The 26,543-nt window shown below is 61.5% G+C and carries 22 protein-coding genes; 11 read left to right on the top strand and 11 right to left on the bottom strand.

Going from position 1 to position 26,543, the window contains the following annotated elements; all coding sequences use genetic code 11:
- The first annotated feature begins 382 nt into the window (after positions 1-382).
- Complete coding sequence (locus ACLIRY_RS03490; RefSeq protein WP_413203943.1) at positions 383-907, top strand: DUF3280 domain-containing protein; 525 nt, start codon at positions 383-385, stop codon at positions 905-907.
- Between the two features lie 179 nt (positions 908-1,086).
- Here the strand turns inward: ACLIRY_RS03490 and ACLIRY_RS03485 are convergent, their stop codons facing one another.
- The 8 genes from ACLIRY_RS03485 to efp all read right to left on the bottom strand — a co-directional run bounded on the left by ACLIRY_RS03485 (position 1,087) and on the right by efp (position 10,327).
- Positions 1,087-1,557, bottom strand: coding sequence for an Hsp20 family protein (locus ACLIRY_RS03485; RefSeq protein WP_413203942.1), 471 nt, complete (start codon positions 1,555-1,557; stop codon positions 1,087-1,089).
- A 242-nt stretch (positions 1,558-1,799) separates the two neighbouring features.
- On the bottom strand, positions 1,800-3,803 hold the full coding sequence (locus ACLIRY_RS03480; protein ID WP_413203941.1) for an adenylate/guanylate cyclase domain-containing protein: 2,004 nt from the start codon (positions 3,801-3,803) through the stop codon (positions 1,800-1,802).
- Positions 3,804-4,189: 386 nt separating this feature from the next.
- The gene (gene rpmE / locus ACLIRY_RS03475; protein WP_413203940.1) at positions 4,190-4,408 is read right to left on the bottom strand and encodes a 50S ribosomal protein L31; all 219 of its coding nucleotides are present in this window, start codon (positions 4,406-4,408) and stop codon (positions 4,190-4,192) included.
- 90 nt (positions 4,409-4,498) lie between these two features.
- Complete coding sequence (locus ACLIRY_RS03470) at positions 4,499-5,626, bottom strand: peptidoglycan -binding protein (protein WP_413203939.1); 1,128 nt, start codon at positions 5,624-5,626, stop codon at positions 4,499-4,501.
- Positions 5,627-5,642: 16 nt separating this feature from the next.
- Positions 5,643-6,830 (bottom strand): flagellar motor protein MotA, encoded by a 1,188-nt coding sequence (locus ACLIRY_RS03465; RefSeq protein WP_413203938.1) that lies wholly within the window; start codon positions 6,828-6,830, stop codon positions 5,643-5,645.
- 291 nt (positions 6,831-7,121) lie between these two features.
- A complete protein-coding gene (locus ACLIRY_RS03460; RefSeq protein ID WP_413203937.1) occupies positions 7,122-8,474 on the bottom strand; it encodes an OmpA family protein in 1,353 nt (450 codons plus the stop codon).
- A gap of 327 nt (positions 8,475-8,801) precedes the next feature.
- A complete protein-coding gene (locus tag ACLIRY_RS03455) occupies positions 8,802-9,620 on the bottom strand; it encodes an inositol monophosphatase family protein (protein ID WP_413203936.1) in 819 nt (272 codons plus the stop codon).
- Positions 9,621-9,763: 143 nt separating this feature from the next.
- Positions 9,764-10,327, bottom strand: coding sequence for an elongation factor P (efp, locus tag ACLIRY_RS03450; protein WP_413203935.1), 564 nt, complete (start codon positions 10,325-10,327; stop codon positions 9,764-9,766).
- A gap of 99 nt (positions 10,328-10,426) precedes the next feature.
- Here efp and epmA point away from each other — a divergent pair, with 99 nt between their 5' ends.
- A complete protein-coding gene (epmA, locus tag ACLIRY_RS03445; RefSeq protein WP_413203934.1) occupies positions 10,427-11,524 on the top strand; it encodes an EF-P lysine aminoacylase EpmA in 1,098 nt (365 codons plus the stop codon).
- Here epmA and ACLIRY_RS03440 read toward each other — a convergent pair.
- From ACLIRY_RS03440 to ACLIRY_RS03430, 3 genes are all read right to left on the bottom strand, one after another.
- A complete protein-coding gene (locus ACLIRY_RS03440; protein WP_413203933.1) occupies positions 11,513-13,330 on the bottom strand; it encodes a potassium/proton antiporter in 1,818 nt (605 codons plus the stop codon). The genes epmA and ACLIRY_RS03440 overlap by 12 nt on opposite strands.
- 91 nt (positions 13,331-13,421) lie before the next feature.
- Positions 13,422-13,985, bottom strand: coding sequence for a hypothetical protein (locus ACLIRY_RS03435; RefSeq protein WP_413203932.1), 564 nt, complete (start codon positions 13,983-13,985; stop codon positions 13,422-13,424).
- Positions 13,985-14,830, bottom strand: a complete 846-nt coding sequence (locus ACLIRY_RS03430; RefSeq protein ID WP_413203931.1) for an isocitrate lyase/PEP mutase family protein — start codon at positions 14,828-14,830, stop codon at positions 13,985-13,987. Before ACLIRY_RS03430 ends, ACLIRY_RS03435 begins: the two co-directional genes overlap by 1 nt.
- Before the next feature lie 413 nt (positions 14,831-15,243).
- Between ACLIRY_RS03430 and ACLIRY_RS03425 the strand changes: the two genes are divergently transcribed.
- From ACLIRY_RS03425 to ACLIRY_RS03385, 9 genes are all read left to right on the top strand, one after another.
- Positions 15,244-17,004, top strand: coding sequence for a sensor histidine kinase (locus ACLIRY_RS03425; RefSeq protein ID WP_413203930.1), 1,761 nt, complete (start codon positions 15,244-15,246; stop codon positions 17,002-17,004).
- Complete coding sequence (locus ACLIRY_RS03420; protein ID WP_413203929.1) at positions 16,997-18,388, top strand: sigma-54-dependent transcriptional regulator; 1,392 nt, start codon at positions 16,997-16,999, stop codon at positions 18,386-18,388. The genes ACLIRY_RS03425 and ACLIRY_RS03420 overlap by 8 nt, the downstream gene beginning before the upstream one ends.
- A gap of 11 nt (positions 18,389-18,399) precedes the next feature.
- Positions 18,400-19,548, top strand: a complete 1,149-nt coding sequence (locus tag ACLIRY_RS03415; RefSeq protein ID WP_413203928.1) for a glycosyltransferase family 4 protein — start codon at positions 18,400-18,402, stop codon at positions 19,546-19,548.
- Positions 19,549-19,894: 346 nt separating this feature from the next.
- On the top strand, positions 19,895-20,542 hold the full coding sequence (locus ACLIRY_RS03410) for a helix-turn-helix domain-containing protein (RefSeq protein ID WP_413203927.1): 648 nt from the start codon (positions 19,895-19,897) through the stop codon (positions 20,540-20,542).
- Positions 20,543-20,719: 177 nt separating this feature from the next.
- A complete protein-coding gene (locus ACLIRY_RS03405; RefSeq protein ID WP_413203926.1) occupies positions 20,720-21,613 on the top strand; it encodes a class II glutamine amidotransferase in 894 nt (297 codons plus the stop codon).
- A gap of 3 nt (positions 21,614-21,616) precedes the next feature.
- Positions 21,617-22,297, top strand: coding sequence for a protein GlxC (locus tag ACLIRY_RS03400; protein ID WP_413203925.1), 681 nt, complete (start codon positions 21,617-21,619; stop codon positions 22,295-22,297).
- Between the two features lie 11 nt (positions 22,298-22,308).
- Positions 22,309-23,634 carry an FMN-binding glutamate synthase family protein gene (locus ACLIRY_RS03395; protein ID WP_413203924.1) on the top strand — a complete coding sequence of 442 codons (1,326 nt, stop codon included), beginning with the start codon at positions 22,309-22,311 and terminating at the stop codon, positions 23,632-23,634.
- 104 nt (positions 23,635-23,738) lie between these two features.
- Positions 23,739-25,043, top strand: a complete 1,305-nt coding sequence (gene glnT / locus ACLIRY_RS03390; protein ID WP_413203923.1) for a type III glutamate--ammonia ligase — start codon at positions 23,739-23,741, stop codon at positions 25,041-25,043.
- Between the two features lie 246 nt (positions 25,044-25,289).
- The gene (locus tag ACLIRY_RS03385) at positions 25,290-26,540 is read left to right on the top strand and encodes a sarcosine oxidase subunit beta family protein (protein ID WP_413204191.1); all 1,251 of its coding nucleotides are present in this window, start codon (positions 25,290-25,292) and stop codon (positions 26,538-26,540) included.
- The last annotated feature ends 3 nt before the right edge of the window (positions 26,541-26,543 follow it).

Here is a 26,543-nt window from a genome sequence, read left to right as displayed (position 1 = left end):
GCGCCGGAGAAATTCCCCCAAGAAGACTTCAGCTTCAGAGAGGCTGACGTGGTTTGGTGTGGTAGCAAAACCTTACCGAGATTTCCCGGTGACCACCCCTCTTATACCAAGCGGCGCGGGTTGAAACCCAGGCCGCTTTTCTTGCGTTCAAACGCCAGGCGGGCTTTTACGCGCCATAAGGCGCGGCGGCCACTTGGCCGCTTCCAAGGTGCGGTGAGGCAAACTCACCGCACCTTGGAATTACACCACTATCGGGGACATGATCACGAACTGATGGGCGGTTTGCATGAGGTCTGGGTCCCAAATAGCAAACATGGGATCCGAGACCCTGGTAGGCTCGTATGTTCAACGGGAGAACCCGGACAAATGGGAGGATGAAAAAATGAGAAACTGGACGATTGCTTTTGCAGCTGTGGGGGCAGCCGCAGGATTGGTTCTTGCGTCGCACACCGCCAGGGCCGACAAGCCGGAGCCTGTGGCAGTCTTTGATATGGCTTTTATCAATTACAGTCAGGAGGTGGACTATGGGGAAAAGAACGAGGCCGAACACGCCCGGATCGCCATGCTTTCCGATTATTTCCGCCAGTTGCTGAGCGAGAGTGGTCGATATGGGGTTCAGGACATCTCTCCCCTGACGGGACGCATCGCAAAACAAGGGAACGTTTTTTCTTGCAATGAATGCGAGGCGGGTCTGGCCAGGGCTGTCGGCGCGGAGCGATCCTTCACCGGTGCGGTTCAAAAGATCTCTGTTTTGATTCAGACCGTTATCATCCGAGAGCGAGACGCGCAAAGCGGTCAGGTTGTGGCCCAATATCAAACGGATATTCGCGGCAACACCGACCAAGCTTGGCGGCGGGGCCTGAAATGGTTGGTCGAGAATCGGGTGTTGGCTCAGAAAAAACCTTAAGGGGCTTCAAGGCATCTTCTTTCAAAGACACGTTGAAAGGGCCGAACACTGCTCGGCCCTTTCTCCCCGTACACCGACGGCTTGGAAAGATTCATCTGACGGCGCAGGAGATCTGGTCCTATGCATCACCGATCCAAACTTCTCGTCTGGAGGATGCATGAGGGAGGTGATCAGACCGCCTAGGCGGCCTTGTTCTCGATGGCCTTAGCGCCCGTGCCCGAGGACTGAATGGCGACCTTGCGGGGCAGCTTTTCCTCGGGGACCAGACGTTCCAGGTCCACATGGAGCAGGCCGTTCTCGAGTGCAGCACCCTTGACCTGTATGTGATCAGCCAATTCGAACTTCCGCTCGAATGCACGGCCTGCGATGCCTCGGTGCAGGAACTCGGGAGCCTTGGATTCGCTCTCTGCGCGGTGAATTTTTCCCGAAATGATGAGGGTGTTCTCCTGAACGATAACGTCCAAGTCGCTCTCGCCAAACCCGGCAACGGCCATGGTAATGCGGTAGTCGTTTTCGCTCAGTTTCTCGATGTTGTACGGTGGGTAGGCGACGGCTTGGTCATCCAGGCGGGTCGCTGCATCGAGAATGCGGCTGATATTGTCAAAGCCGATGGCGAAACGGTGCAGGGGGGTCGGATCAAAAGTACGCATGGTCATATCCTCCATTGAGCGATACGAGTGTCACAACTTACAACGACGAACCGGAGACCGGCTTCATCGCTTTAGCGAGCGGGGAGACGACATCCGTCCGACGGGATGCTGCCAAGCTCTCAATAACCCAAGGCGAAAGGCCCGCAGGTGGCGCCGTTCCCCGTGACCGCCCCACAATGGGCCCGGTCACGGTTAGAATGTAAGTCTAAGAAATTTTGGGATCAAGGGGCCGATTTAAAAAATTAGACGGGATTTTCCGTCGGTTTGGGTGCCGTCTCCCCGTCGGTATGAGGGGGGCTTTCCAACTCGGCATTGGCCCCCGGGGTGGTGATCCCTTCTTCATCAGGGGGCTCCGTCATGTGGGGCCTGTCTTCTTGGTCAGTAATCGGAGCGTTGGAATCCCAGACGATTTCGTAGAGGCGTTGGGGGTCGGAAATTCCCTTTAGCTTGGCCTGTCCCCTGTCCAGGAACCTTAGGTCCTTGCCTTGGCTCAAGTCTCTGACCACTCCTGAGCAGAGGATAGACCCTCCCTCCGCCGCAGCGCAAATCCGTGCCGCCAAGGTGACCGCGATGCCATAGTAGTCATTTTCCTCGACCAGCGGTTCGCCTGCGTTGATGCCAATCCTCAGGCCGATGGCCAGGTCTGGTCGCCGGGTATTGTGAGTTGCCACAGCCCGCTGAATGTCTGCTGCTGCTTCCGCTGCCTGGGAAATGACCTGGAAAGTGGCCATGATACCGTCACCCGTGTGCTTGACCTCCCGTCCGTCAAAGCGGGAGAGGGCAGATCGAACAATGGTGTTGTGAACCCGTGTGATTTCCCGGGCCACCAAGTCCCCCACCTTGGAATTGATGTCAGTGGAGCCGACCATGTCGGTGAAGACGATGGCGATGGTGCTGGTCGTCGGCTTTTTGGCGATCGGGGTATTCCAGTCCGCCATGATCTGGGGGAGGGCACCGAAAGGGTCACTTCCTCCGGCAAGCTGAACCAGCATGGCTTCACGGCCCGCCTGCACCATCAGCATATAGCGGGGTTCCATCAGATATTCTTCGAGCTTCTCGATGAACATCAATGCCAGGGCAGGACGGGTCCCCATGACTTCCAGCATTTCCCGCAGAAGGCCGTGTTGAAGGCTTTGGGGGAAACCCAGGTGGCCCGCCAAGGCCTCACAGGCGCCCGCCAGATAGAGGTTCACGCCAAAGCGGGTGAAGACATCCATTTTGATCGAAATGCTCTTCAGTGCCGCCACCGTGCCCCCAAGGAAGGTCATGGCCGCAGTCCGGGCCAGATCGGCCTGGGGACTGTCGTCGTCGGTCTGACTGGCTTCTGCTTCTTCCGGATCCGGGGGGGGGGCATCTTCTCCCCGGGCCTTTTCGATTTCTTCCCGGGCTTTACGGAGTTTTTCTTCGGCTTCCGCCTTCCGTTTTGCGAGGCGCTCGGCGTCACGCTGCTTTTGCTGGTCCTTGGGATCGGGAGGCGGGGCGGGTTGATGGACCAGTTCCGCATGCTCGTCCATTAGGGCGATGGGGTCGAAGTCCGGATCTGTTTCTTCTCCGTCTTCATCACGGTCTTCAGGAGCGGACTTCCTGGTGTCCTGCTCCTTTGCGGCTGAGGGGGTGTATTTGCGTTCCCTGCGGCCCTTGGGAGTCGGAGCTTTAGCCAGGATTCCTGCAAAGGGGATGAGCTTGCGCCCGATGACGACGGTCGAAACCAAGAACAGGAATAAGAAAATCCCGAAAAGCACATTTCCCAAACTCCCAATGCCAATCTGTCCGCCGGCATTGAGAAGGTTGAGTACGGCTGGGACTAACGATGTGCCCATGGCTGCAAGGATAAGGCTGGCGGTTAGAACCAACAGAACCCGCCCCATTAAGTCTCCGACGGACTTTGCGTAGCGCCTGTCGGCCAATTCTTGCTCTGTATATTTGTAGTTGGAGTAGCTTTCCAACCCTTCGGGCATGCTGGCATGGGGGCGAGAGCCCAGGCTTTGGGCCTTCCCGGCCCGAGCTTGCTTGGCCTGATCCTTTACCTCTTTGAATCGCGGACTGATATAGACCACGTGTTCGTCGAACATGCCTGATTGTGGATTGTGGTATTCCCGAATAACCTTTGTTGGCATGCCCAAGTGAATTTCCAGCGATTTGGCTTCCTGAATAGCCGTCTCTCGCTCGGAACCAACGAAGCGTTGCTGAAGGGTCCAGTTGTGTCCTTCAAACGCGTAAAGCTCGTAGTGCGTGAGGGGAGGCATGACCCCTTGGTTTCCCTTCTTTTTCGCAGACGGCCATGTCTTGTGGAGGGGCTGTCTGTGACCCATCTTGGCTCCTTGAAGAGCTCATCCTATAGCATGTTTGGTGGTCTGTTGGTTAATTCCAACTGAATAATGATTGTTTTCATAAGTTGAAAAAAGCAAGTCGTGCAACCCAATCGAACGTCACTTTTGTCTAGAGTATTCCGAGATCAAGTTGGGTTGCTTCGCGAGCAAACTTGGCCTCGAAGATACTCTAAAACTTATAGAATGAGAGTGAAACGGGGCCAGCTTGACTCAAGCTGATCCCGTTTCTCTCTAGGGTAAAAATGAAAACGGCGACCCCAAGGGGCCGCCGTTTCTGACTAATCCAGTCTCAAATCCGCTGACTACTTTTTCATACCAAAGCCAGCGAACTTCTTGTTGAACTTGGCAAGCTGTCCGCCGCTGTCGATCAGACGGTGAACGCCGGTCCAAGCCGGATGCGACTTCGGATCAATGTCCAGGCGCAGGCTTTCGCCTTTGTAAGTAGAACGAGTGGTAAACTCGCTGCCATCGGTCATCACGACAGTGATCTCGTGATAATCCGGGTGAATGTCCTTCTTCATCGCCTAAATCTCCCGCGAAACGAGCGGCTCTTATACAGAACGGGTTGGGGGGGTGCAAGGGAAATAGGGGGTTTTTTCAAACCTCCACCCTCACCGTTGGTCGAGTTTCATTTCAATGCGTCGATTGCGCGCAAGTGCAGCTTCGTCGTCGCCTGGGTCAATGGGTTGATATTCGCCAAAACCAGCCGCTGCCAAGCGGTTGGGAGGGACACCCTGTTCGATCAGATATTTGACCACGGAAATGGCCCGGGCTGCCGAGAGTTCCCAGTTGGATTTGAAGTCGGAGGTGTAAATGGGGCGCTTGTCCGTATGGCCATCAACGCGCAGGATCCAGTCCACGTCATCGGGAATCTCCTTGGCCAGTTCAATCAGAGTCTGGGCCAAGCTGGCAAGGGTGCTCGCGCCTGCGGGTTGTAGCTGGTCCGATCCACTGGGGAATAGAACCTCAGACTGGAAGACGAAGCGGTCACCGACAACCCGGATGTCCTCCCTGTTGCCCAGGACCTCCCGCAGACGGCCAAAGAACTCCGACCGATAGCGTCGCAACTCCTGCACCTTCTCGGCGAGCGCTGCATTCAGGCGCTTGCCCAGGTCGGCGATGGTGACGTCCTGCTCGGCCGCGCGGGCCTCACTGGCATCCAGGGCGTCTTGCAGGGCGGCAAGCTGGTTCCGTAATTGTTCGAGCTGGGCATTGAGAAGGGCCGCATGGGCTCTGGCTTCGTCGGAAATTTTCCGCTCATCGGCGATTTGGCCTTCCTTCTCGGCCAGTTTTGCGCCCATCTCCTTGACCTGTTTCTCCAGTTCGTCCCGAAGGGCCTTAAGAGCTGCGACGTCCTGCTCGAGCTTGGCAACGGACGCCAAGCGGTCGCGGAGTTGGTCGTTCTCGAATGCCGTGTCCTTGGCGTCTCGCAGCTGGGCCGCCATGGCCTCGGCACGGGCATTGGCATCCTGAAGCTGGCCGGAGAGTTGGGAGAGGGAAAGGCGTAAGTCATCGTTGGCCTGACGCTCAAGGGAGAGCATGTCGGCCATTTCTGAAAGCTGGCGCGTCAGCCTGTCCAGTGCGGCCTCCCGTCCAGAGAGGGCTTGGCCCAGGAAGAACTGGGCCAGCACGAAGACCATCAACACGAAAATAATGATGATCAGCAGGGTAGCCAGAGCATCGACGAACCCCGGCCAAATGTCGAAAGCAGCGCGGCGCCTGCGGGAAAGTCCGGCCATTGTTCCGGGCCCCCGCTCAGCGCTCGCCGCGAGGCGGCTGTTGCTGGTTGGACGTGGCCGCTATGGTGCGCGCGAGAAGCTTGATCTCGGCCCGCAACTCCTTCAGCAACTGTTCCCGGCCTTGAACCATCTGGTTGGCGATATAGGTCACGGCAGCGTCCATGTTGCGGATGTGGGTGGGCGTGGGGTCATCGCTCTTGGCTGGGCCGCCCTTGGCCAAGCCTTCGGACAGGTCTCGCAGAACGGGGCGCAGGTCCGCCTGGGTTTCGGCTAGTTTCAACAGAACAGCCTGCTCCGTGCGCATCTGGTCAGCCAGCACGGCCATGGTCTCGGCCATTTCCCGGACCTGGGAAACATTGGTCTGGTTGCTTTCCTCGCCCCGGGCAATGGTCCGCTGCAGGTCGTCCAGGCTATCCGCCGTTTTCTCCAGAAGCGCTTGAATGTAGGCGGGGACCGATTGGTCTCCATCTCCCAGGTTTGAGCTGGACCCAAGCTTGGTACGGTCAGAAAGCCAATCCTCTAGCCCGTTGAAGAAGGCGTTTTGGGCCTGACCCGCCTGGAGGTCCAGGAAGCCCAGGATCAAAGAGCCTGAAAGACCGAAAAGAGAGGAGGAAAAGGCCGTGCCCATGCCAGAAAGCGGGGCCTGAAGACCGCTCTTCAGGTCCGAAAAGACCGTGCCGATGTTATCTCCGGAAATGGACAGGTCGCCAATGACATTGGCGATGGAGCCCACCGTATCCAGCAGGCCCCAGAAGGTTCCCAGCAGCCCCAGGAAAACCGATAGGCCGACGAAATAGCGGGAGGTTTCCCGGTTTTCATCCAGTCGGGCAGCAATGCCGTCCAACAGGCTGCGGGATGCGGTTGCCGAGAGGGTCAAGTGCCCCCGGTCTCCCCGGTCGCGGCCCCGTTCCTTGTGGTCGGAGAGCATGGTGGCCATGGGAGCAAGCAAACGGGGCATGGCCTTCGAATCCACCGCAGCACGGCCCTGGCTGAACTCGGTCAACCAACGCACCTCAGGCTCCAAGCTCGTCACATGTCGGAAGTTCAGCAGGATGCCGACAAGGGCGACCCCCAAGATCAACCCGTTCAAGGGAGGGTTCGAGAGGAAAAACTCGGCCATGGTTGGAGCAAGGGCGGCAACCACCGCGCCCACGGCGGCGAGGAAGATGGCCATGCGGAGCAAAAAACGGCGGGGGCGTCTCATGGGGCGAAACTCGTTGATTGGAACCGAGAGGGAAAGGTCCGGATGGCGGGGGGCATCCCCCTTGAAACAATCGGGCCTCGTCGCAGTGTCGGGTCTTCATATGGGGAAGTCTTTCCCCGGACTGCAGTCGTGGACGCTGGTGGTTCAACGGGAATCGTCCCGTCCCTGACCCTGAGGAGGGACTGGAAAGAAGGTAGGATCTGATACGAATGTCCCACGAGCTTGATCCATCACACAAATGGCGGAGAGCAGTCCGCGACCAAGGTTGGGCTGATCTGTGCCAGAGACAGTCTAGGGCGTCACACTGATATCGACCCTGTCCGGATTGGCACCTGCGCCCTGGCTGCCCATGGCCCGCACCTCTATGTTGGGGCTGCGTATCCCCTGCTCCATCAGATAAGCACGCACGTTCAATGCCCGGGTCAGGGAAAGGCGTTTGGCCTGATTGCTCGTGCCCTCTGCATCGTTCGCGTAGGCCAATATTCGGATGCGCTGACCTGCATCTTTGGAAAAGAGCTTCACGATCCGCTTCAGTCTGTCTTCCGAATCAGGTGGCAGGTCCGGTGTCCCTTCAGCGAAGGACAGGGAGACGACTCCGTCTGTTTGCACGACCGGCGCCGTTCGCGCGGCCACCTGGGGATCCGAGGCGGCTTGCGACGCTGCCGCTGGCTGGGGTACCGAGGTGGCAGGCGCTGCGGGCGTCTGGGTGACGGGTGGTGGAGGCGGCGGAGTGGCCGGTGCCGGAGCCGCCGCCGTTTGGATCGGCGGAGTCCGGACCGGAGCCGTTTTTACCGGCTCTGCATCGGCCACCGTAGGTTTCGGGGGCGCAGGTTTGACGGGACCGGATTTTGGCGCCGGAGCGGCTTGTTTCCGGGGGGCGGCACTCTCCTCGGGGACGCGAATGGGGCCTACGCCCGCGCTCAACCGGATCGGACCCTGTCCGCTGCTGAGGCGAACCGGAGGGGCGGCCTTGGGAGCTTCAACCACCTTTACCTCCTCGACCTCAGGCTTGGCTTTGGCCGGTGCCTCTTGGACGACGGGTGAGGGGGGCGGGGGCTCAATGACCGCAGTCTTGGTCGGTGGTTTGGGGATGCGTTTGGGTTCTGCCTGGACGGGTTCTGGGTCGGGTACGGTGATACGGCTCGGTTCGACCGTCGCGGCGCGCATGGGGGCGGGGCGGCTTTCGGTGCGTTCCACGGGAACAGCAGCCGGACGGCTGGGGGCGGGCGCCTTCGGTTCGGACGTTCTGGGAGGAAGGGCTGCCATGGGCGCCCCTCTGCCGACGGTGCCGCCAGGTAAATAGGAACGGGACACGGGGTTGCCCATGGCGTCGACCGGAGATTTCCCCGCCAGGGCACCGCCGCCGATGACCAGGGTTGGGCCATAGGACCGGGGGTAGGTGCCGTTGGGCATCAGCAGCCCATCGTTCATGCCCGCATTGTTCACGATCACGCCGGAGGAGGAGTTTTCAGCAAGATCTGACAGGTAAGCATAAGGGTCAGCGTTATTCGACGTTCCCGCGTAGGTATACCCTTGAGCCATACCCGTGGAAATGGACCCCGCCAAGAGCAGCAAGGTGCCGACTGCAGGATAAAGTCCCCGGACAGACGGGACACGGTGGGTTTGGCGAGCCTGACGCCCCATGGACGAACCTCCCGGATATGTTAAAGCGTCGGATATGCAGGGGAATACCGTTTTGCCACCCAACGCCCGTGAACTACCTTGGCTGCGGTGGCGTGGTCGCCTTGGCCCCGCGATCCATGGGAGGGCACTATACCATGACGAGGCAATGCGGCAAGGCCGGCGGCCACCTAGCTCAATCCGCCCTAAATCGGAATCGATTGAGGGCGGATCATTTGATCGAGACTCATAGGGTTGAAGCATCACGTGGAGCGGAAAACCGGTTGTCCGCTCCGCCTTCCCTGCGGCCCCCACTTTTCCGCTCAATGCTCTTGAAGAGGGGAACGGAGTTCATGCGCCTTGAACGGCTTCCGCTTCTTTGGTGGTGCGGATGAGTTCCATGAGTTGGGGGTGGAGATGCGTATTGGCTGCAACCACATTGCCTTTGTGTACGGGGTTGCCGACTTCGTCCGGTGTGGTGACGTAGCCTCCAGCTTCGCGGACCAGCAAGATGCCGGCGGCGCAATCCCAGGGGCTCAAGCCTTCTTCCCAGTAGCCGTCAACCCGGCCGGAAGCGACATAGGCCAGGTCCAGAGCCGCAGCGCCAATGCGTCGCACGCCAGAGGTTTTGGCCATGACAGCGGCGAGCTGGGTCACGAACCGGGCGTGACCGCCCTTGCCCTGGAAGGGGATACCCGTAGCGAACAGGCTGTCGGACAACTCTCTGCGGCCTGAAACGCGCAACCGCCGGTCATTCATGAAGGCCCCGCCCCCCTTTTCAGCGGTGTACAACTCGTCCAGGACGGGATTGTAGACGAGGGCGGCTGTGATTTCGTCGAATTCCTCCAGGGCCATGGAGATGGCGAAATGGGGGATGCCGTGCAGGAAATTGGTGGTGCCGTCCAAGGGATCGACGATCCAGCGGCGCTTGGTGTCTTCCCGTTCCTCGGTGCCGCTTTCCTCCATCATGAAGGAGAATTTGGGCCGGGCTTTCATGAGTTCGGCCTTGATGACCTGTTCGGCGCGAATATCGGCCGCAGACACGAAGTCGCTCGGTCCCTTCTTCGACACCTGGAGGTTTTCCAGTTCTCCGAAGTCGCGGACCAGACCGCGGGCGGCTTTTTTGGCGGCGCCGATCATGACATTCATGGTGGCTGAGCGGATGGCCATGGCCGGTTTTTCCTTCTTAGGTGGGCATAGGTGGGCTTAAGGCCCCGATAGGCATGAGACATGGTGTTCGTCGGAAAACGACGCCCCCCGCAGATGGGATCCACGGGGGGCGCTTTGGCGTCCAACGGCGCGAACCCCCAGGGTTACTTGGCGCGCTCAATGTAGCTGCAATCAACGGTGGACACGACGATCTTGGTCCCGGCCCCGATGAAGGGGGGGATCATGACCTTCAGGCCATTCTCCAGGATACCCGGCTTGTAGGAGGAAGAGGCCGTCTGCCCCTTCACCACGGCATCTGCCTCGACCACTTCCAGGATGACCTGGGAGGGCAGCTCCAGGGATACGGGTACGCCTTCGATGAAGGACACGGTCACCTCCATGCTTTCCTGCAGGAAAGCGGCCTGCTCACCCAGCAAGTCGGCATGCATGGTGAACTGGTCGAAGGTCTCGGTATCCATGAAGGTGAAGCCGCTATCGTCCTTGAACAGGTATTGGCAGTCATGTGAACGGACTTCAAGGCGCTCCACGGTATCCTGGGTGCGCCAGCGTTCGTTGGTCTTGTTCCCGGCGTCCAGATCGCGCATTTCCACCTGGATAAAGGCGCCGCCCTTGCCGGGCTGGACAATCTGATGCTTCAGGACGGACCACTTCTTACCCTGGTGCTCCAGCACCATTCCGGGCCGGATCAGGTTGGCATTCATTTTCATGGGGAGATCCCAAATAAATCTCTTGCGTTTCGGAAGGCCCGGAACCTATCAGGCTTCCCCAGCGCTGGCAACTGGCCTTGAAGCGGAGTGTACCCAACCATGCGTCCCCCCGTCCAACCCCTCTGGTTCCATCCGGACCGTCTTGCGGCAAAGCGGCCGACCCTGCGGGCCCGGGGTGCCATCATCCGCGCCATCCGGACTTTCCTGGAGAGCTTGGGCTGCATTGAGGTGGAAACCCCCGCCCTGCAGATCAGCCCGGGCCTGGAGCCACACCTGAAAGCCTTTAAAACCGAGCTTTTGGAGCCCTTCGAGGAAGAGGGGCGGACCCTGATGCTCCATACCTCCCCCGAATTCGCCATGAAGAAGCTTTTGGCGGCGGGAGAGACGGACATCTTCCAGATCGCCCGGGTGTTCCGCAATGGCGAGCGGGGACCGACCCACCATCCGGAATTCACGATGGTGGAATGGTATCGCGTGGGCTTGCCGCTTGAGGGGATGATGACCGAGACCGAGGAACTGGTCCGCTTGTCTGCCCGAGCCGCCGGGGCTGAGCTGCTGCACTGGGACGGAGTCGCCATCGACCCCTTCGTGCCCTGGGAGCGCCTGACCGTGGCCGATGCCTTGGATCGGTATGCGGGCATAGACCTTATGGCCGCCTTGGACGCGGGCGTTGCCCAAAGTGGCAACCTGATGGAGCCGGCCCCCGGCCCCCTGCGTGCCCAGGCCGAAGCCATCGGCGTGACCTGTCAGGACCACGACCGGTTCGAGGACGTCTTCTTCCGGGTGGTACTCGACCGGGTGGAGCCCAAGCTGGGGCGGGAGCGGGTGACCATCCTGCATGCCTATCCCGCCTGCATGGCCGCCCTCTCCCGCCGCGACCCCAGGGACCCGCGCCTGGCCGAACGCTTCGAGGTCTATGTGGGCGGTCTGGAACTGGCCAATGCCTTTGGGGAGTTGACCGATGCCGCGGAACAGGCCTCGCGCTTCACCCACGACATGGATGTGAAGGAAGCCCTCTACGGGGAGCGCTATCCCATCGACGGAGACTTTCTGGCGGCCCTGGAGCAGGGCCTGCCCGATTGTTCGGGAATCGCCTTGGGGGTCGACAGGCTGGTGATGCTCTGTACGGGGGCGAAGAGTATTGAGGAGGTGTTGTGGGTGCCGGTGGCGACTCCCGCGCTTCCCTCATCCCGTTGAGCGCGCCCGCTTGGCCCAGGCGCGTGGTCCGGCCAGGAAGCGGCGCATCCGACCGACCATGGGGGGCTCCTGGCGGCTGCCCTCCGGGTCGAGGGACAGGCCGACCTCGGTGATCAGGCCGTCGGCCCCATCGGCAACGGCCCGGACAATCAGATCGATGTCCCCCAGGTGCACCCGGTCCCCCCGGGTTGCTGTGCCTCCCAATTGACTGCCCATCCATGCGGCAATGGTCTTATCTTCGGCGTCCTTGGGCGTTTCGATGCCATAGGAGGCCGTGAGCGCCGTCATGGGGTGCCCGCCGTTCAGGGAGAAATCCCCGAAATAGGCCCGGTCCTCTGCGGACAGGGCCGTGGTTTTGGCGAAGAGGCGGTCGAGCAGGGGCGCGTAGGTGGGGGCATGGAAGATGTAAACTTGGTCGCCAACCTGGGGGCGCCCCGCCTCAGGCCCTTTCAGCGAGCGTCCCTCGCGGATCACCAGAGAAGGGCGGGCCCAACGGGGGATGCGTTCCCCTTCGGCCACGGGACTCCCCTCGGTCACCCGGTAGACCACCAATTCGTGGGTGCTGCCGTGGGGCAGGTCCAATTCCACCTTGTTGACCGGCCCCAGGTTCGGGGGGACCACCAGCCCCAGCCATTTCGCCATGGGTCGGATGGTCCAGCCCTGGATAACCAGCGAGAACAGGACGATGATGAAAGCCGCATTGAACAGGGTCCGGCTGGAATCCAGTTCGGCGAGCGCGGGCAAGATCGCCAGCAGGATCGAGACCGCGCCGCGCAACCCCACCCAGGCAACAAAGGCCGTTTCATCCCGGTTGAAGCCGAAGGGGAGCAGACAGATCCAAACGGCCAGTGGCCGGGCGAAGAAAATCAGAACAATGGCGACAACGGCGGAGGACACGGCCAGCGCCGGAAACTGCGAGGGCGTAGCCAGCAGTCCAAGGGTCAGGAACATGGTGATTTGCGCCAGCCAGGTCAGCCCTTCCTGGAACCGGCGGATGGTGGTGCGGTTCGGATGGGCGCCATTGCCCACCACCAGACCGGCCACGTAAACGGCCAGGAAGCCGCTGCCTCCGCCCATGGAGACCGCCGCGAAAAGGCAAAGGGCCAGGCCCGTCAGCACCAGGGGGTGGAGTACGGCTTCCAGGGCCAGATGGCGCGCGCCCTGAAGCATGACCCAGCCTCCCAGAAGACCGGCCACCAGTCCCAGTCCCATCTGGAGGCCGAAGGCCTGAAGGAGCATGACGGGGGTCATGCCCTCACCCAGGCCACCGGCTCGGACCAGTTCCACGAGGGTTACGGTCAGGAAGATGGCCATGGGATCGTTGGACCCCGACTCGACCTCCAGCGTGGCGCGGACCCGGTCGCGGATGTTGATGCCGCCGACCCGCAGCAGAAAGAACACCGCCGCAGCGTCCGTTGACCCGACGATGGCGCCTAGCAGGAAGGCCTCCAGCCAGCTGAGGTCCAGGAACAGGTGGGCGAAAGGGGCGAGTAGGGCGGCGGTCAAGGCGACTCCCAGACTGGCCAGGGTCAGGGAGGGCCAGGCTGCGATCCTGAAGGACCGCATCCGGGTGCCGAACCCACTGTCGAAGAGGATCACGGCCAGCGCAATGGAGCCGATGAAATAGGCCGTATGGCCGTCGTCGAAAGGGATCTGTCCGGGGCCGTCCTCACCGGCGAGCAGGCCGATGACCAGGAAGACCAACAGCAGGGGTGCGCCCACCCGGAAAGAGATGAGGCTGGTCAGGATGGAGATAACAACCAAACCCGCGCCGACAAGGATTACGGGAAAGAGGGATTCGATCACAGGCTGGGCTCCGGGAAAAACGGGGGCGTTTCTTGTCCTTACATGTGGGGTGGGAGAGGGCGCCGCCTCAATGGAGGAAAGGCATTTTCCGTCACATGGTTGGCGGTGGGGACGGAGGAGAAGAAAGGGCAGTGGCGAGGAGGCGGAGGTGATCGCGCGCGGCCTTTGGGCCTGTCAAGATTTGGCTCCGCCCCTTGTGGGACGCGAGAGCCTCCATCAGGCGCGGTCTGTGAACCCGATTGTAGGTCCAGATATAGGCCAAGAATGGGCCGTCGATTCGCTCGACGCAGCCCTGTGTCATATCAGCACGGGTTTTTCCCCAATTCCGGGCTGTCCGCCAGACGACGCGGGCCAGCGCTCGGGTGCGAGATACGTCCAGGATATAGACCCTGTCCGCCCGTTTCAGGCGAAGGTCTAGAGTTCCACCGTAGTTCCCATCCATGATCCACTTGTCACGGTCGGCGAGGGTGGCGACCCGCTCTCGCCATTCAGTCGTCTCTGGTTCGACCCATCCCGGTTTCCAGTATTCCTGGTCGAGGCGGATGACAGGCAATCCGGTTAAGGTGGCGAGTTGGTCCGAGAAAACCGTCTTGCCCGCACCCGCGCATCCCAGAACCAGGATGCGCCGCATGGCTGTGATTTCGGGTGTGGCCATCAGGTCCGGTCATCCTCGATCTGGTCGGCCATGATCGCCGAGACTTCCCGGTCGGGCAGGGCATCCCGGGCGTAGGTGAAGGTGCCGTCCTCCAGGATTTCCCGGGCGGCACGGACCAGGGCGCCGAAGGCCGCGCGGGCCAGGGATCCCCCCAGGCTGACTCGGGCCACGCCCGCTTCGGCGAGGGCCTCGACGGTATAGGTCGCCCCCTGGAGCCCCATGACCACGTTGACCGGCTTGTCGACCTCTCGGCAGACCGTACGGATGGTCTCCAGATTCGGCAGGCCGGGGGCATAGAGGACATCCGCTCCGGCTTCCGCATAGGCTTGCAGACGGGCGATGGTGTCGGCGAGGTCGGGCCGCTCCCACAGGTAATTTTCTGCCCGCGCCGTTAGCACAAATCCGCTGGGCCGTGCGGCTTCCGCTGCGGCCTGGATGCGGTCGCGGGCCGAACCCAGGTCGAGGATGGGAGAGGCGGTTGCGCCAACCGCATCCTCAATGGAGCCTCCGGCCAAGCCCGCAGCGACCGCTTGGCGGACGGTCTCCGCGCAGTCCTCTGGGGTGGGGCCGAAGCCGTCCTCCATGTCGGCGGATACGGGCAAATCTGTGGCTTCGGCGATGGCGTGGGCGTTGTCGAGGATGGAGGTCCGGGACAGCCCCCGGTTGGAGTCCTTGATGCCCAGGGAAAAGGCATGGCCCGCGCTGGTCGTAGCCAGGGCCGAAAACCCCATTGTGGAGAGCAGACGGGCACTCCCCGCGTTCCAGGGGTTGGGCATGACAAACAGGGCGCCGGAGGCATGCAGCTTGCGGAATTGGGCGATCTTGTCGGGGTGAGCGGAATCCATGGGGAGGGGCCTCGGTCCAAAACGTAGGGAGGAGGAAACTATGGGGCGTCTGGAACAGAATGGCAACTTCCCTGGGCCGCCGTGCTTGCGTTCTTGCCTTGTCACGGTACACGACAGAGTTTCGTCTTTTTTGGGCGATTGCCCAAACCCCCATTTTTCTTTTAAAAATAACCGCCTGGGGTCTGGGGCCTTACGGCCCCAGTGGGGGACGGGGCAAAGCCCCGTGACTGGCTCCCCCTGTCGTGTACCGAGGCCGAGAAGTGGCCCAACTTGGCCTCGGAGCACTTTAAGGCACCGGCGAAACCCACTCCCTTGTGGCCTTGGGCACCTGCGGAGTAAGTTGGGCGGTCCTGTCCTTCGAGGTCCCTTTTTCGTCCATGCCGCCACGCCCTCCTACCCGTTTTGGTCTCGTTTTGGCCCTAGCCTTAGCCCTTGGGGCGGGGGTGTTGGTTGCGACCTATATGGTGGCCGATCATTTTTACACCGACGCGGCCCTGCGCCGCGCCGGGGAGAGGGCAGAACTTTACAAGGCCTCCCTTATTTCCTCCTTGGAGCAATACGAGCATTTACCCGCCATTCTCGCCCGGGATCCCTTCGTCATTGCTGCCGCCGAGGATCCCGTCCCCGCCCGTGTGGATCCCTTGAACCGGCGTCTGGAGGCCTTCGCCGCCATGACCGATCTGAACGCCATTTACCTGATGATCCCGTCGGGGTTGACGGTGGCCGCCTCAAATTGGAACCAGGACCCCAGTTACCTTGGGGAGAATTACGGCTACCGGCCCTATTTTACCCAGGCTATGCGCGGGGAGCGCGGGGCCTATTTCGCGATCGGTGCCACCACCAAGCGACCCGGGTATTTCATTGCCGCGCCCGTGCGGGGAGAGGGCGGGGCGGTGGCCGCTGTCATGGCCGTGAAGGTGGAGTTTGACCGCTTGCTCGAGTCCTGGCGAAATGCTGGAGAACAGGTCTACGTGACAGACGCCAATGGAGTGGTTGTGCTCGCGACCCGTCCCGCTTGGGAATTTGCCACCACGGTGCCCTTGGGGGAACAGGCACGACGGGCCATGGATGCCCACCGGCAGTTCCTGGATGAACCTCTGCCACCGCTTCCCCTCAGCAAAATGGGAGGCTCTGCCGTCACCCTGGAGGGTCGGGAATACCTGCAGCAGGCGCTGTCCGTTGGGCACCTGGGGTGGACGCTTCACTACCTTCTGCCCCGGCGGGATGTGGTGGTTCGCAATGGGCAGGCAGTGCTCTATGTGGCGGTGCCGATCGTTTCCCTCTTGGCTTTTGCGCTCTTGCTGTATGCCGCCCGGGTGCGTCGTGCCCTGGGGGTCTCCCAGGATGCCCGGCGGGAACTCCGGTTGCTCAACCGGGATCTCGCCCGGGAAGTGGAGGAGCGCAAAGCGGCCGAGGAACGCCTGGAGCGCGCCCATGCCGACCTGCGTCGCGTAGGCAAATTGGCGGCCTTGGGCCAGTTGGCAGCTTCGGTTTCCCATGAACTGGGGCAACCCATTGCCGCCATCCGTAACTACCTTGCTGCCGCAGACCTGCCCGGTGGTCAAATGGACGACGACACCCGGGTCATCCTGTCCCATGTGGGGCGGATCACCGATCGCATGGCCCATATCACCAAGCAGCTCAAGTTCTTTGGCCAGACCCGGGAGACGGTCTTCGCGCCCTTCGACGCCCGGGACGCGGTCCGCGATGCCCTGGAGTTGATGGGAGCCGACACCATGGCCACCCGCCTGGATCTCCAGCTGGATCTGCCCGACGATCCCGTTCCCCTGCGGGGCGATAAGGTGCGGGTGGAACAGGTTCTGATCAACCTGATCCGCAATGGCCTGGACGCCATGGGCCGGATGGAGCGGCCAAGGATGCGCATCACCATTCGGATAGAAGGGGCGGAGGGCAAGTCCTGGGTGGATATCCTGGTCGCTGACCGGGGCGAAGGGTTGCCGGAGGGGCAGGGGGATCAGGTCTTCGAACCCTTTTTCACCACCAAAGCCTCCGGTGACGGGCTGGGTTTGGGGCTGGCCATTTCCGCGTCTATCCTGGAGGATCACGGAGGCAGCCTGACCGCCCGGGACCGGGAGGATGGGGGGGCCGAATTCCGTGTCCGCCTGCCCCTGGACCATGACGAGACAGTACAAGGACCGCGCGGCCATGACTGAGGGCCCCAAGCAAGCAAGTATCCATGTCATGCTGGTGGATGACGACCGGGAAATGCGGGAGTCCCTGGGATTGTTCCTGACCCGTTCGGGGTGTCTGGTTTCGGCCTTTGATCGGGCCGAACCGGCGTTCTCCGCCCTGGAAGACCAACGACCGGACGTGATTGTTACCGATCTGCGTATGCCCGGCCTGTCGGGATTGGACCTATTGGCCAAGGTCCGGGCCATCCCCGGTGCGCCGCCTGTGGTCTTGGTTTCTGCCCATGGCGATGTGCCCATGGCGGTGGAGGCGATGCGCGATGGGGCCTATAATTTCCTGGAAAAGCCCTTTGAGCCGCGCCGCCTGCTGACCATTCTGACCCATGCGGCCGAAGCCCATGCCCTGTCCAACCAGAACCGCCGCTTGCGCGCCCGCCTCGCCGATCTGGTGGGCCTGGACCATACGTTGCTGGGCGAATCCCGGGTGATGAAGGACCTGCGGGAGGACATCCTGGATGTCTCGGACACCGAGGCACCGGTGCTGATCCTGGGGGAGACAGGGACGGGCAAGGAGGTCGTCGCCCACGCCCTGCACGACCTGAGTTCGCGGGGGGCGGGGCCCTTCGTTGCCGTGAATTGTGCAGCCATCCCGGAAACCCTGTTCGAGGCCAGTATGTTCGGCCATCTGGGCGGGGCTTTCACCGGGGCGACGCGGGCCCAGGATGGCTATTTCGTCGAGGCCCGGGGCGGAACCCTCTTCCTTGATGAATTGGGAGCCTGTCCCTTGGAACTCCAGGCCAAGTTGTTGCGGGCGATTGAAACCCGCGAGGTTGTGCCCGTGGGCGGCACCCGTCCCCGGAGTGTGGATATCCGTTTGGTTTCTGCCACCAATGAAGGCCTGGAGGAGGCCGTGGCGGCGGGCCGGTTCCGGGAGGATTTGTATTATCGTCTGAACACCGTGGAGCTGTTGTTGCCCCCCCTGCGGGACCGGCGGGAGGATATTCCCCTGTTGTTCACGCACTTCCTGGAATGCCATGCGGCGACCTATGGGCTTGAACCACCGGCCTTGACCACCGAGGACATGGCAACTCTGATGGCGCACGGCTGGCCTGGCAATGTGCGGGAATTGAAACATGCCGCAGAGCGGCGGGTGCTGGCCGCCCGCCGGGGCAGGGGGGTGGGCGTTCTCGGGTCCGCCAGCGGGGCTCGGATGGGGGAGGGGGGCGGTCGGCCCTTGAAGGAAGCCATGGCCGTCTATGAACGGACCTTGATCATCGAGGCCTTGAAGGTTCATGGAGGGGGGATGGATGCTGCGGCCGATGCCCTGGGGATTGGGCGGCGGACGCTGAATGAAAAGCTGGTGAAGCTGGATATTAATCGGCTGGATGTCGTCGGCAGACAGGAATAGGAGGGGAAGCCTTGCGTGTTGTCGTCTCCACCATTGGACGCTTCCATAGTTTCGATTTGGCTCGTCAGCTTCTTAAGCATGGGGTCCTGGAAGCCATCTTTACAGGGTATCCCCGCTTCAAGCTGAAAGAGTGTCAAATTCCTGCGGGTCGTCTGAAGACGTTCCCCTGGATCCGTGCCCCTTATATGGCGCTTGTCGAGAGGGCTTGGTTTCAGCAGACCCTGGAGCGACCTATGGCCCGTTATGCTGCGCGAACCCTTGACGCCTATGTGGCCCGGGTTTTGCCCGATTGTGACGTGGTGTCCATCCTGTCGGGGGCTGGTGGGCGGTCCGGTCTCGTGGCCCAGGCCCGGGGGGCGCGGTATGTCTGTGACCGGGGATCAAGCCATATTCGCTTTCAGGATCGGATTCTGAGAGAGGAATTTGATCGTGTTGGCTTGGTTTGGCGGGGTGTGGACCCTGATGCCATCGTCCGGGAACTCTCGGAATATGCGATTGCGGATGGAATCACTGTGCCCTCCACTTTCGTGCGGAACAGTTTTCTCGCCGAAGGCGTGTCTGCGGACCGACTCATTCAAGTGCCCTATGGCGTGGACTTGTCTCAATTCTATCGGCGGGTACCCCGGGATCGGGAATTTCGGGTCCTCTTCGTGGGAGGTTTGTCCGTGCGCAAGGGGCTTCATGACCTGCAGGAAGCCTTCCACCGGGCCGACTTGCCCGGAGCCCGTCTGGTTTTGACGGGAGGGGCCATGCTGGAAACGGCCACCCTGCTCGCGCGACGTCCCCTGACGGCCTTGGAGCGCACCGGCCACCTGTCCTTGGAGGGGGTGGCGCGGGAGATGTCCAGGGCCAGCGTCATGGTTTTGCCTTCTTTGGAGGAAGGGATGGCCACGGTTATGGCTCAGGCGATGGCTTGCGGCTGCCCTGTTATCGCCACGGAGAACACTGGTGCCGCAGACCTGTTTACCGACGGGGTGGAGGGCTTCATCACACCCATTCGCGATCCCGACGCCATCGCCGACCGCTTGACTCGTCTTCATGCTGACCCTGAACTCCTGGATCGCATGTCCAAGGCCGCAGAGGAGCGGACCCGAACCCTGGGAGGGTGGGATGATTACGGTCGGCGAATCGTTGCCGCTTTCGAAGCCCTGTGCGGATAGCAACTGTATGAAACTGGACTGGTTTGAGTCAAGCTGGCCCAGCTTCACTCTAATTCTATAGACTTTAGAGGGCCTTCGAGGCCAAGTTGGGCCAAAAAGCACGGTACACGTCACGGGGCTTTGCCCCGTCCCCCACTGGGGCCGAAAGGCCCCAGACCCCATGGCCTTATTTGTAAAAGAAAAAAAAAGGGGGTTGGGGGCATTGGCCCCCAAATGGGTTTGGGCAATCGCCCAAAAAAAGGACGAGACACTGTCGTATACTGTGACCAAAAAGTGGCCCAAGTTGTTTATTCAGGAGCATAAAACGCTCCAGATCCCCGCATTCGATCACTGGAGCACACGATCCATGACAGGCAGGCCTAAGACCGTCGAAGGGCGGCTCGCGCAAAATCCTCACGCGGTGCGCGAGAACAAGGAAAAAAATCTCGAAGTGGCGATTGGTCGACAGGTCCGCGATCTGCGCAAGCACCAGCGCATGACCGGGTCGGATCTGGCAGCAAAAACGGGGCTGTCCGTGGGCATGTTGTCCAAGATTGAGAACGGGGTGATCTCGCCCTCGCTCACCACCTTGCAGACCTTGGCCAACGCATTGAACGTCCCTCTGGTCCAGCTCTTCTCCGGATATGAGGAAACCCGAGGCGCCATGCACGTCAAGGCAGGCGAGGGGGTGGAAACAGAGCGGGCGGGCACGCGCGCCGGGCACCAATACCATCTGTTGGGTCATATCGGTTCGAACAATTCCGGTGTGGTGGTCGAGCCATATTTGATGGTTCTGGATGATGCCAGCGACCGCTTCCCCGCATTCCAGCATGATGGCATCGAGATGCTCTATATGTTGGAAGGTGTCGTCGACTACCGCCATGGCGACCGGGTTTACCGGTTGGAGCCGGGTGACAGCCTCTTGTTTGACTCGGATGCTCCCCATGGTCCGGAGACTCTGGTGACATTACCAGCCCGCTATCTCTCCATCATCACATATCCACAGGTAAAATAAGGGATTTTCGCATAAAAAAGCGCCAAAATTTTGCCTTTCGACCCCGAAAATCGCCTAGAGATTGGGCGATCTTTTCTTTGCTGGCGAATTCTATTCTCTCAGAGAAAAATGTCTTGAAGAGCAATTTAGTTTCCTGTTAGTCAATTCTCTGCGGCGCGGAGCCGAATTGAAACGGAGATGACTATGTGTGGCATCGTTGGCCTTTTCCTGAAGAAGGAAGATCTGCGCCCCCAACTGGGCGATCTGCTCACGGATATGCTGATCACCATGACCGATCGCGGCCCGGACAGTGCCGGTATCGCGATCTATGGGGATGAGGCGCCTGGGTTGAAGATGACGATCCAGTCCGATACCCCCGAGGAGACTTTTGCCGGTCTGGATGAGGCTCTGGCGGCGGCCTTGGGGGCGGCCGTTCCCCTGCGTGTGGCCGATACCCACGCCGTGTTGACCCTGCCCGAAGGTACAGAGGCCGCAGCCCGCGCCTTTATGGCCGAGAAGGGGATCCGGGTGATGGGTACGGGCCATGCCATGGAGATCTTCAAGGAAGTGGGGCTGCCCAAGGATGTGGCTGCGCGCTTCGGTCTGCGCAGCATGGGTGGCAGCCATGGCATTGGCCATACGCGGATGGCGACGGAAAGCGCCGTGACCACCCTGGGGGCTCACCCCTTTTCCACCGGCGATGACCAGTGTCTGGTGCACAACGGCTCTCTGTCGAACCACAACCATATGCGCCGGAGCTTGACCCAGAAGGGGTTCCCGCCCTCCACCGAGAACGATACCGAAGTGGCCGCTTGCTACATTTCCTCCCGCTTGGCCGAGGGTGTGAGCCTGGGCGAAGCCCTGGAGGGAACCCTGGACGATCTGGACGGCTTCTTCACCTTCGTGGTGGGAACCAAAAACGGCTTCGGTGTCGTGCGCGATCCGATTGCCTGTAAGCCCGCCGTTATGGCGGAAACCGATGATTATGTGGCCTTTGGCTCCGAATACCGGGCTTTCGCCAACCTGCCGGGCATCGAGGACGCCCGGGTTTGGGAACCCGAGCCCGCCACCGTCTATTTCTGGGAGCGTTGAGACATGCAGACGATTGATATGGCCACCACGCCCCTGCGTGCGCTGAATTCAGCCCTGCAGGCGGCTGCGGCCTCCGGCGAGGGACAATGGGAGGTCGTCAACCCCAAGGGCTCCCACGCCGTTGCCGTTGGCCTTGATGGTCCCATCGCTGTCACCATCAAGGGCTCCACCGGGTATTATTGTGCGGGAATGAACAAGGCCGCGACGATCCACGTGACCGGATCCGTGGGACCCGGCGTGGCGGAGAACATGATGTCCGGTGAGGTCATCGTCGAGGGGGACGCCAGCCAATATGCGGGCGCCACCGGCCATGGTGGCCTGCTGGTCATCAAAGGAAATGCATCCTCCCGGTGCGGGATTTCCATGAAAGGCATCGATATCGTCGTCCATGGCAATATCGGCCATATGTCCGCCTTCATGGCGCAAAGCGGCAATTTGGTTGTCCTTGGGGATGCCGGGGACGCTCTCGGCGACAGCCTGTACGAGGCCCGGTTGTTTGTGCGTGGTTCGGTCAAATCCCTGGGCGCGGACTGCATCGAGAAGGAGATGCGGCCCGAACATCTCGAGATCCTGCGCGACCTGCTCGAACGCTCCGGTGCCGACGCCAAACCCGAGGACTTCAAACGCTACGGTTCGGCCCGCCAGCTGTACAACTTCCACGTCGATAACGCCGGCGCTTATTGAGGAGTCCATCGATGGACAAGACCCCCACCATTCCACCGCGGAACAGCTGGACGTTCAGCCCCGACGTCAACGCGGAAATCCGCCGCGCCGCAGCCACGGGCATCTATGACATTCGCGGCGGTGGCGCCAAGCGCCGCGTCCCCCATTTCGACGATCTGCTGTTCCTGGGCGCCTCCATGTCCCGCTACCCCCTGGAAGGGTACCGGGAGAAATGTGGGACCAACGTCACCCTGGGCACGCGTTTCGCCAAGAAGCCCATTGAGCTGAAGATCCCCATCACCATTGCCGGCATGAGCTTTGGCTCCCTGTCCGGACCGGCCAAGGAAGCCCTGGGACGGGGCGCGACGATGGCGGGCACCTCGACCACCACCGGTGACGGGGGCATGACCGAGGAAGAGCGCGGCCATTCCCAAACCCTGGTCTACCAATATCTGCCGTCGCGCTATGGCATGAATCCCGACGACCTGCGCCGGGCCGATGCCATCGAGATCGTCGTCGGCCAGGGCGCCAAGCCCGGTGGTGGCGGCATGTTGCTCGGCCAGAAGATAACCGAGCGGGTCGCGGGGATGCGCAATCTGCCCGAGGGGATCGACCAGCGGTCGGCTTGCCGTCACCCGGATTGGACCGGTCCCGACGACCTGGAAATCAAGATCCTCGAACTGCGTGAAATCACGGGTTGGGAAAAGCCCATCTACATCAAGGTCGGTGGCGCCCGTCCCTATTACGACACGGCGCTTGCCGTGAAGGCTGGCGCGGACGTGGTGGTGCTCGACGGCATGCAGGGCGGCACGGCGGCCACCCAGGATGTCTTCATCGAACATGTGGGGCAACCCACCCTGGCCTGTATCCGCCCGGCGGTGAAGGCGCTTCAGGACCTGGGTATGCATCGCAAGGTGCAGTTGATCGTCTCCGGCGGCATCCGCACCGGCGCCGACGTGGCCAAGGCCCTGGCCATGGGCGCAGACGCGGTCTCCATCGGCAGCGCGGCCTTGATCGCCATCGGCGAGAACGATCCCCGCTGGGGCAAGGAATACGATGCCATTGGCACCACACCGGACGCCTATGACGACTGGCACGAGGGCAAGGATCCGGCGGGCATCACCACCCAGGACGCCGAGTTGATGAAGCGGGTCGATCCCGTGGATGCGGCCCGTCGGCTGCACAATTACCTGTCGGTGCTGACGCTGGAATGCCAGACCCTGGCCCGGGCATGCGGCAAAAGCCACGTGCACAACCTGGAGCCCGAGGATCTGTGCGCCCTGACCATCGAAGCTGCGGCCATGGCTGGCGTGCCGCTTGCAGGGACCAGTTGGATCCCTGGTCAGGGCGGTTTCTGACCCTGACAGGTGTGTTGCTCGAAAGAGTGGCCGACCGAGAAAACGGGCGGGGCCGGGGGCTCCGCTCCCGACCCACCCTCCGGATCCAATTGAGGACCGAACGCATGATAGATCTCGCAGCCTACGCCCGGGAAAAAGGCGTCAAGTACTTCATGATTTCCTACACCGACCTGTTCGGTGGACAGCGGGCCAAGCTTGTCCCGGCTCCGGCAATCTCAGGCATGGTGGAGGATGGGGCCGGTTTTGCGGGTTTCGCCACGTGGCTTGACATGACACCGGCCTATCCGGACATGCTGGCCGTGCCCGATACGGATACGGTTATCCAATTGCCCTGGAAGCGCGAGGTGGCCTGGGTCGCGGCCAATTGTGTCATGGAAGGCGAGGAGGTCGATCAGGCCCCGCGTAATGTCCTGCGCCGTCTGGTTGCCGAGGCCGCCAAGGAGGGCCTGCGGGTCAAGACGGGTATCGAGGCAGAATTCTTCCTGCTCACGCCCGACGGCATGGCGATCTCCGACCCCGCCGACACCGCAGCGAAACCTTGTTACGACCAGCAGGCGGTGATGCGTCGCTACGATGTGATCGCGGAAATCTGCGATTACATGCTGGAGCTGGGCTGGGGTCCCTATCAGAACGACCACGAGGACGCCAACGGCCAGTTCGAGATGAACTGGGAGTTCGACGACGCCCTGGTGACCGCCGACCGGCACAGCTTCTTCAAGTTCATGGTCAAGTCCGTGGCCGAAAAGCATGGCCTGCGCGCCACCTTCATGCCCAAGCCCATCGAAGGGTTGACCGGCAACGGCTGCCATGCCCATGTCTCGGTCTGGGACATGGAGGGCAAAACCAACGCCTTCGTCGACGCCACCAAGGAACTCAGCCTGTCCGACAAGGGGCGGGCCTTCCTGGGCGGCATCATGAAGCATGCCTCGGCCCTGGCTGCCATCACCAACCCGACAGTGAACAGCTACAAGCGCATTAATGCCCCCCGGACCATTTCCGGCGCCACCTGGGCCCCCAATACGGTGACCTGGACGGGCAACAACCGCACCCATATGGTCCGCGTGCCCGGACCGGGCCGGTTCGAGCTGCGCCTGCCCGATGGGGCGGTGAATCCCTATCTGCTGCAGGCGGTCATTATCGCTGCCGGCCTGTCGGGCATTCGCTCCGATGCGGATCCCGGCCCCCGCTATGACATCGACATGTACGCAGAGGGCCACAAGATCGAGGGTGCGCCGAAGCTGCCGTTGAACCTGCTGGACGCCATCCGGACGTTCGATGGCGATAGCGCGTTGAAGGCCATGCTCGGAGAGGATTTCTCGGCGTCCTACATGAAGATGAAAATGCAGGAGTGGAATTCGTTCGTTTCCCACTTCTCCCGGTGGGAACGCGAGCACACCCTCGACATCTGATCGCTCCCGAAGAGGGCGCCAACAGGCTGTGGAAAAGGTCAAACCCTCCCATGTTGCGTCGTCCCCGCTCATGCGGGGACCCAGGGAGGGACAGGTGACGGAAGCGTTCGGCGCAACGGGTGCGCAGGTCGCCGATGACACTGAAATCAACCCTGGAGTCCCGCTTGCGCGGCACTGACGAAAAGTTTGTTTTCCACTCGAACCGTGCTCTTCCCATTGTTCGGCGTTTTAGGAAAGACCCGCGCCATGCGCTTTTCCGGTTTTCGTGTGTTCAAGGAAGCGGTGACCGGCCATAAGGGCTGGAAACCCCTGTGGCGAAATCCAGACCCCAAACCCGCCTATGACATCGTTATTGTCGGCGGTGGTGGGCATGGGTTGGCTACCGCCTATTACCTGGCCAAGGTCTTCGGTCAGGCGCGGGTCGCTCTGCTGGAGCGGGGATGGTTGGGATCGGGCAACGTGGGGCGGAACACGACCATCATCCGTTCCAATTACTTGCTGCCCGGGAACCAGCCCTTCTATGAGTTCTCCATGAAGCTATGGGAAGGGTTGGAGCAGGACTTCAACCTGAACGCCATGGTCAGTCAGCGGGGAATTCTCAACCTGATTCATACTGATGCCCAGCGTGACGCCTACCGGCGTCGGGGCAATGCCATGATTCTGTCCGGGGCTGATGCGGTTCTACTGAACCGGGATCAGGTGCGGGAGATGGCCCCGTTTCTGAACTTCGACAACGCCCGCTTCCCCATCAAGGGCGGCTTGCTGCAACCCCGGGCGGGCACGGCGCGCCATGACGGCGTGGCTTGGGGCTTTGCCCGGGGCGCCGATCTGGGCGGGGTGGACATCATCCAGAACTGCGAGGTCACCGGCTTCCGTATCGAACAGGGGCGGGTCAAGGGGGTGGAGACCTCCCGCGGATATATTGGTGCGGGCAAGGTCGGTGTGGCCGTTGCCGGATCCTCCAGCCGGGTCATGTCCAAGGCGGGGATGCGGCTGCCCATCGAAAGCCACGGCCTGCAAGCCTTCGTCTCCGAAGGCCTGAAGCCGACCATTCCGGGAGTGATCACCTTCGGTGCCGGGCATTTCTACGTCAGCCAGTCCGACAAGGGCGGTTTGGTCTTTGGCGGCGATATCGAAACCTACAAAAGCTATGCCCAAAGGGGCGGTCTGCCGGTGATCGAGGACGTGGTGGAAGGCGGCATGGCCCTGATGCCCATGATTGGCCGGACCCGTCTTTTGCGGGCTTGGGGCGGTGTCGCGGATATGTCCATGGACGGCTCGCCGATCATCGATCGGACACCGGTTGACGGCCTCTATTTCAACGGCGGCTGGAGCTATGGCGGGTTTAAGGCCACTCCGGCGTCCGGGTACTGCTTCGCCCATTTGCTGGCCACCGATACCCCCCACGACACGGCCAAGGCCATGCGCCTGGACCGCTTCGAGCGGGGGTATGTCATCGACGAGAAGGGCGTGGGCGCCTCGCCCAACTTGCACTGAGAG

The organism is Rhodospirillum sp. A1_3_36 (assembly GCF_047263945.1).
Taxonomy (GTDB): Bacteria; Pseudomonadota; Alphaproteobacteria; order Rhodospirillales; family Rhodospirillaceae; genus Rhodospirillum.
The sequence above is the reverse complement of the archived record's forward strand: the minus strand, read 5'-3'. Positions and strand labels throughout refer to the sequence as shown.

Excerpts from the sequence above, each read along its gene's own strand:
- ACLIRY_RS03405 (WP_413203926.1), top strand. The coding sequence starts at position 20,720 with ATGACTATGTGTGGCATCGTTGGCCTTTTCCTGAAGAAGGAAGATCTG.
- ACLIRY_RS03460 (WP_413203937.1), bottom strand. The coding sequence starts at position 8,474 with ATGGGGCGTCAGGCTCGCCAAACCCACCGTGTCCCGTCTGTCCGGGGA.
- ACLIRY_RS03395 (WP_413203924.1), top strand. The coding sequence starts at position 22,309 with ATGGACAAGACCCCCACCATTCCACCGCGGAACAGCTGGACGTTCAGC.
- efp (WP_413203935.1), bottom strand. The coding sequence starts at position 10,327 with ATGAAAATGAATGCCAACCTGATCCGGCCCGGAATGGTGCTGGAGCAC.
- ACLIRY_RS03465 (WP_413203938.1), bottom strand. The coding sequence starts at position 6,830 with ATGAGACGCCCCCGCCGTTTTTTGCTCCGCATGGCCATCTTCCTCGCC.
- ACLIRY_RS03420 (WP_413203929.1), top strand. The coding sequence starts at position 16,997 with ATGACTGAGGGCCCCAAGCAAGCAAGTATCCATGTCATGCTGGTGGAT.
- ACLIRY_RS03410 (WP_413203927.1), top strand. The coding sequence starts at position 19,895 with ATGACAGGCAGGCCTAAGACCGTCGAAGGGCGGCTCGCGCAAAATCCT.
- ACLIRY_RS03400 (WP_413203925.1), top strand. The coding sequence starts at position 21,617 with ATGCAGACGATTGATATGGCCACCACGCCCCTGCGTGCGCTGAATTCA.
- ACLIRY_RS03470 (WP_413203939.1), bottom strand. The coding sequence starts at position 5,626 with ATGGCCGGACTTTCCCGCAGGCGCCGCGCTGCTTTCGACATTTGGCCG.
- glnT (WP_413203923.1), top strand. The coding sequence starts at position 23,739 with ATGATAGATCTCGCAGCCTACGCCCGGGAAAAAGGCGTCAAGTACTTC.
- ACLIRY_RS03485 (WP_413203942.1), bottom strand. The coding sequence starts at position 1,557 with ATGCGTACTTTTGATCCGACCCCCCTGCACCGTTTCGCCATCGGCTTT.
- ACLIRY_RS03430 (WP_413203931.1), bottom strand. The coding sequence starts at position 14,830 with ATGGATTCCGCTCACCCCGACAAGATCGCCCAATTCCGCAAGCTGCAT.
- ACLIRY_RS03455 (WP_413203936.1), bottom strand. The coding sequence starts at position 9,620 with ATGGCCATCCGCTCAGCCACCATGAATGTCATGATCGGCGCCGCCAAA.
- epmA (WP_413203934.1), top strand. The coding sequence starts at position 10,427 with ATGCGTCCCCCCGTCCAACCCCTCTGGTTCCATCCGGACCGTCTTGCG.
- ACLIRY_RS03490 (WP_413203943.1), top strand. The coding sequence starts at position 383 with ATGAGAAACTGGACGATTGCTTTTGCAGCTGTGGGGGCAGCCGCAGGA.
- ACLIRY_RS03385 (WP_413204191.1), top strand. The coding sequence starts at position 25,290 with ATGCGCTTTTCCGGTTTTCGTGTGTTCAAGGAAGCGGTGACCGGCCAT.
- ACLIRY_RS03435 (WP_413203932.1), bottom strand. The coding sequence starts at position 13,985 with ATGGCCACACCCGAAATCACAGCCATGCGGCGCATCCTGGTTCTGGGA.
- ACLIRY_RS03480 (WP_413203941.1), bottom strand. The coding sequence starts at position 3,803 with ATGCCTCCCCTCACGCACTACGAGCTTTACGCGTTTGAAGGACACAAC.
- rpmE (WP_413203940.1), bottom strand. The coding sequence starts at position 4,408 with ATGAAGAAGGACATTCACCCGGATTATCACGAGATCACTGTCGTGATG.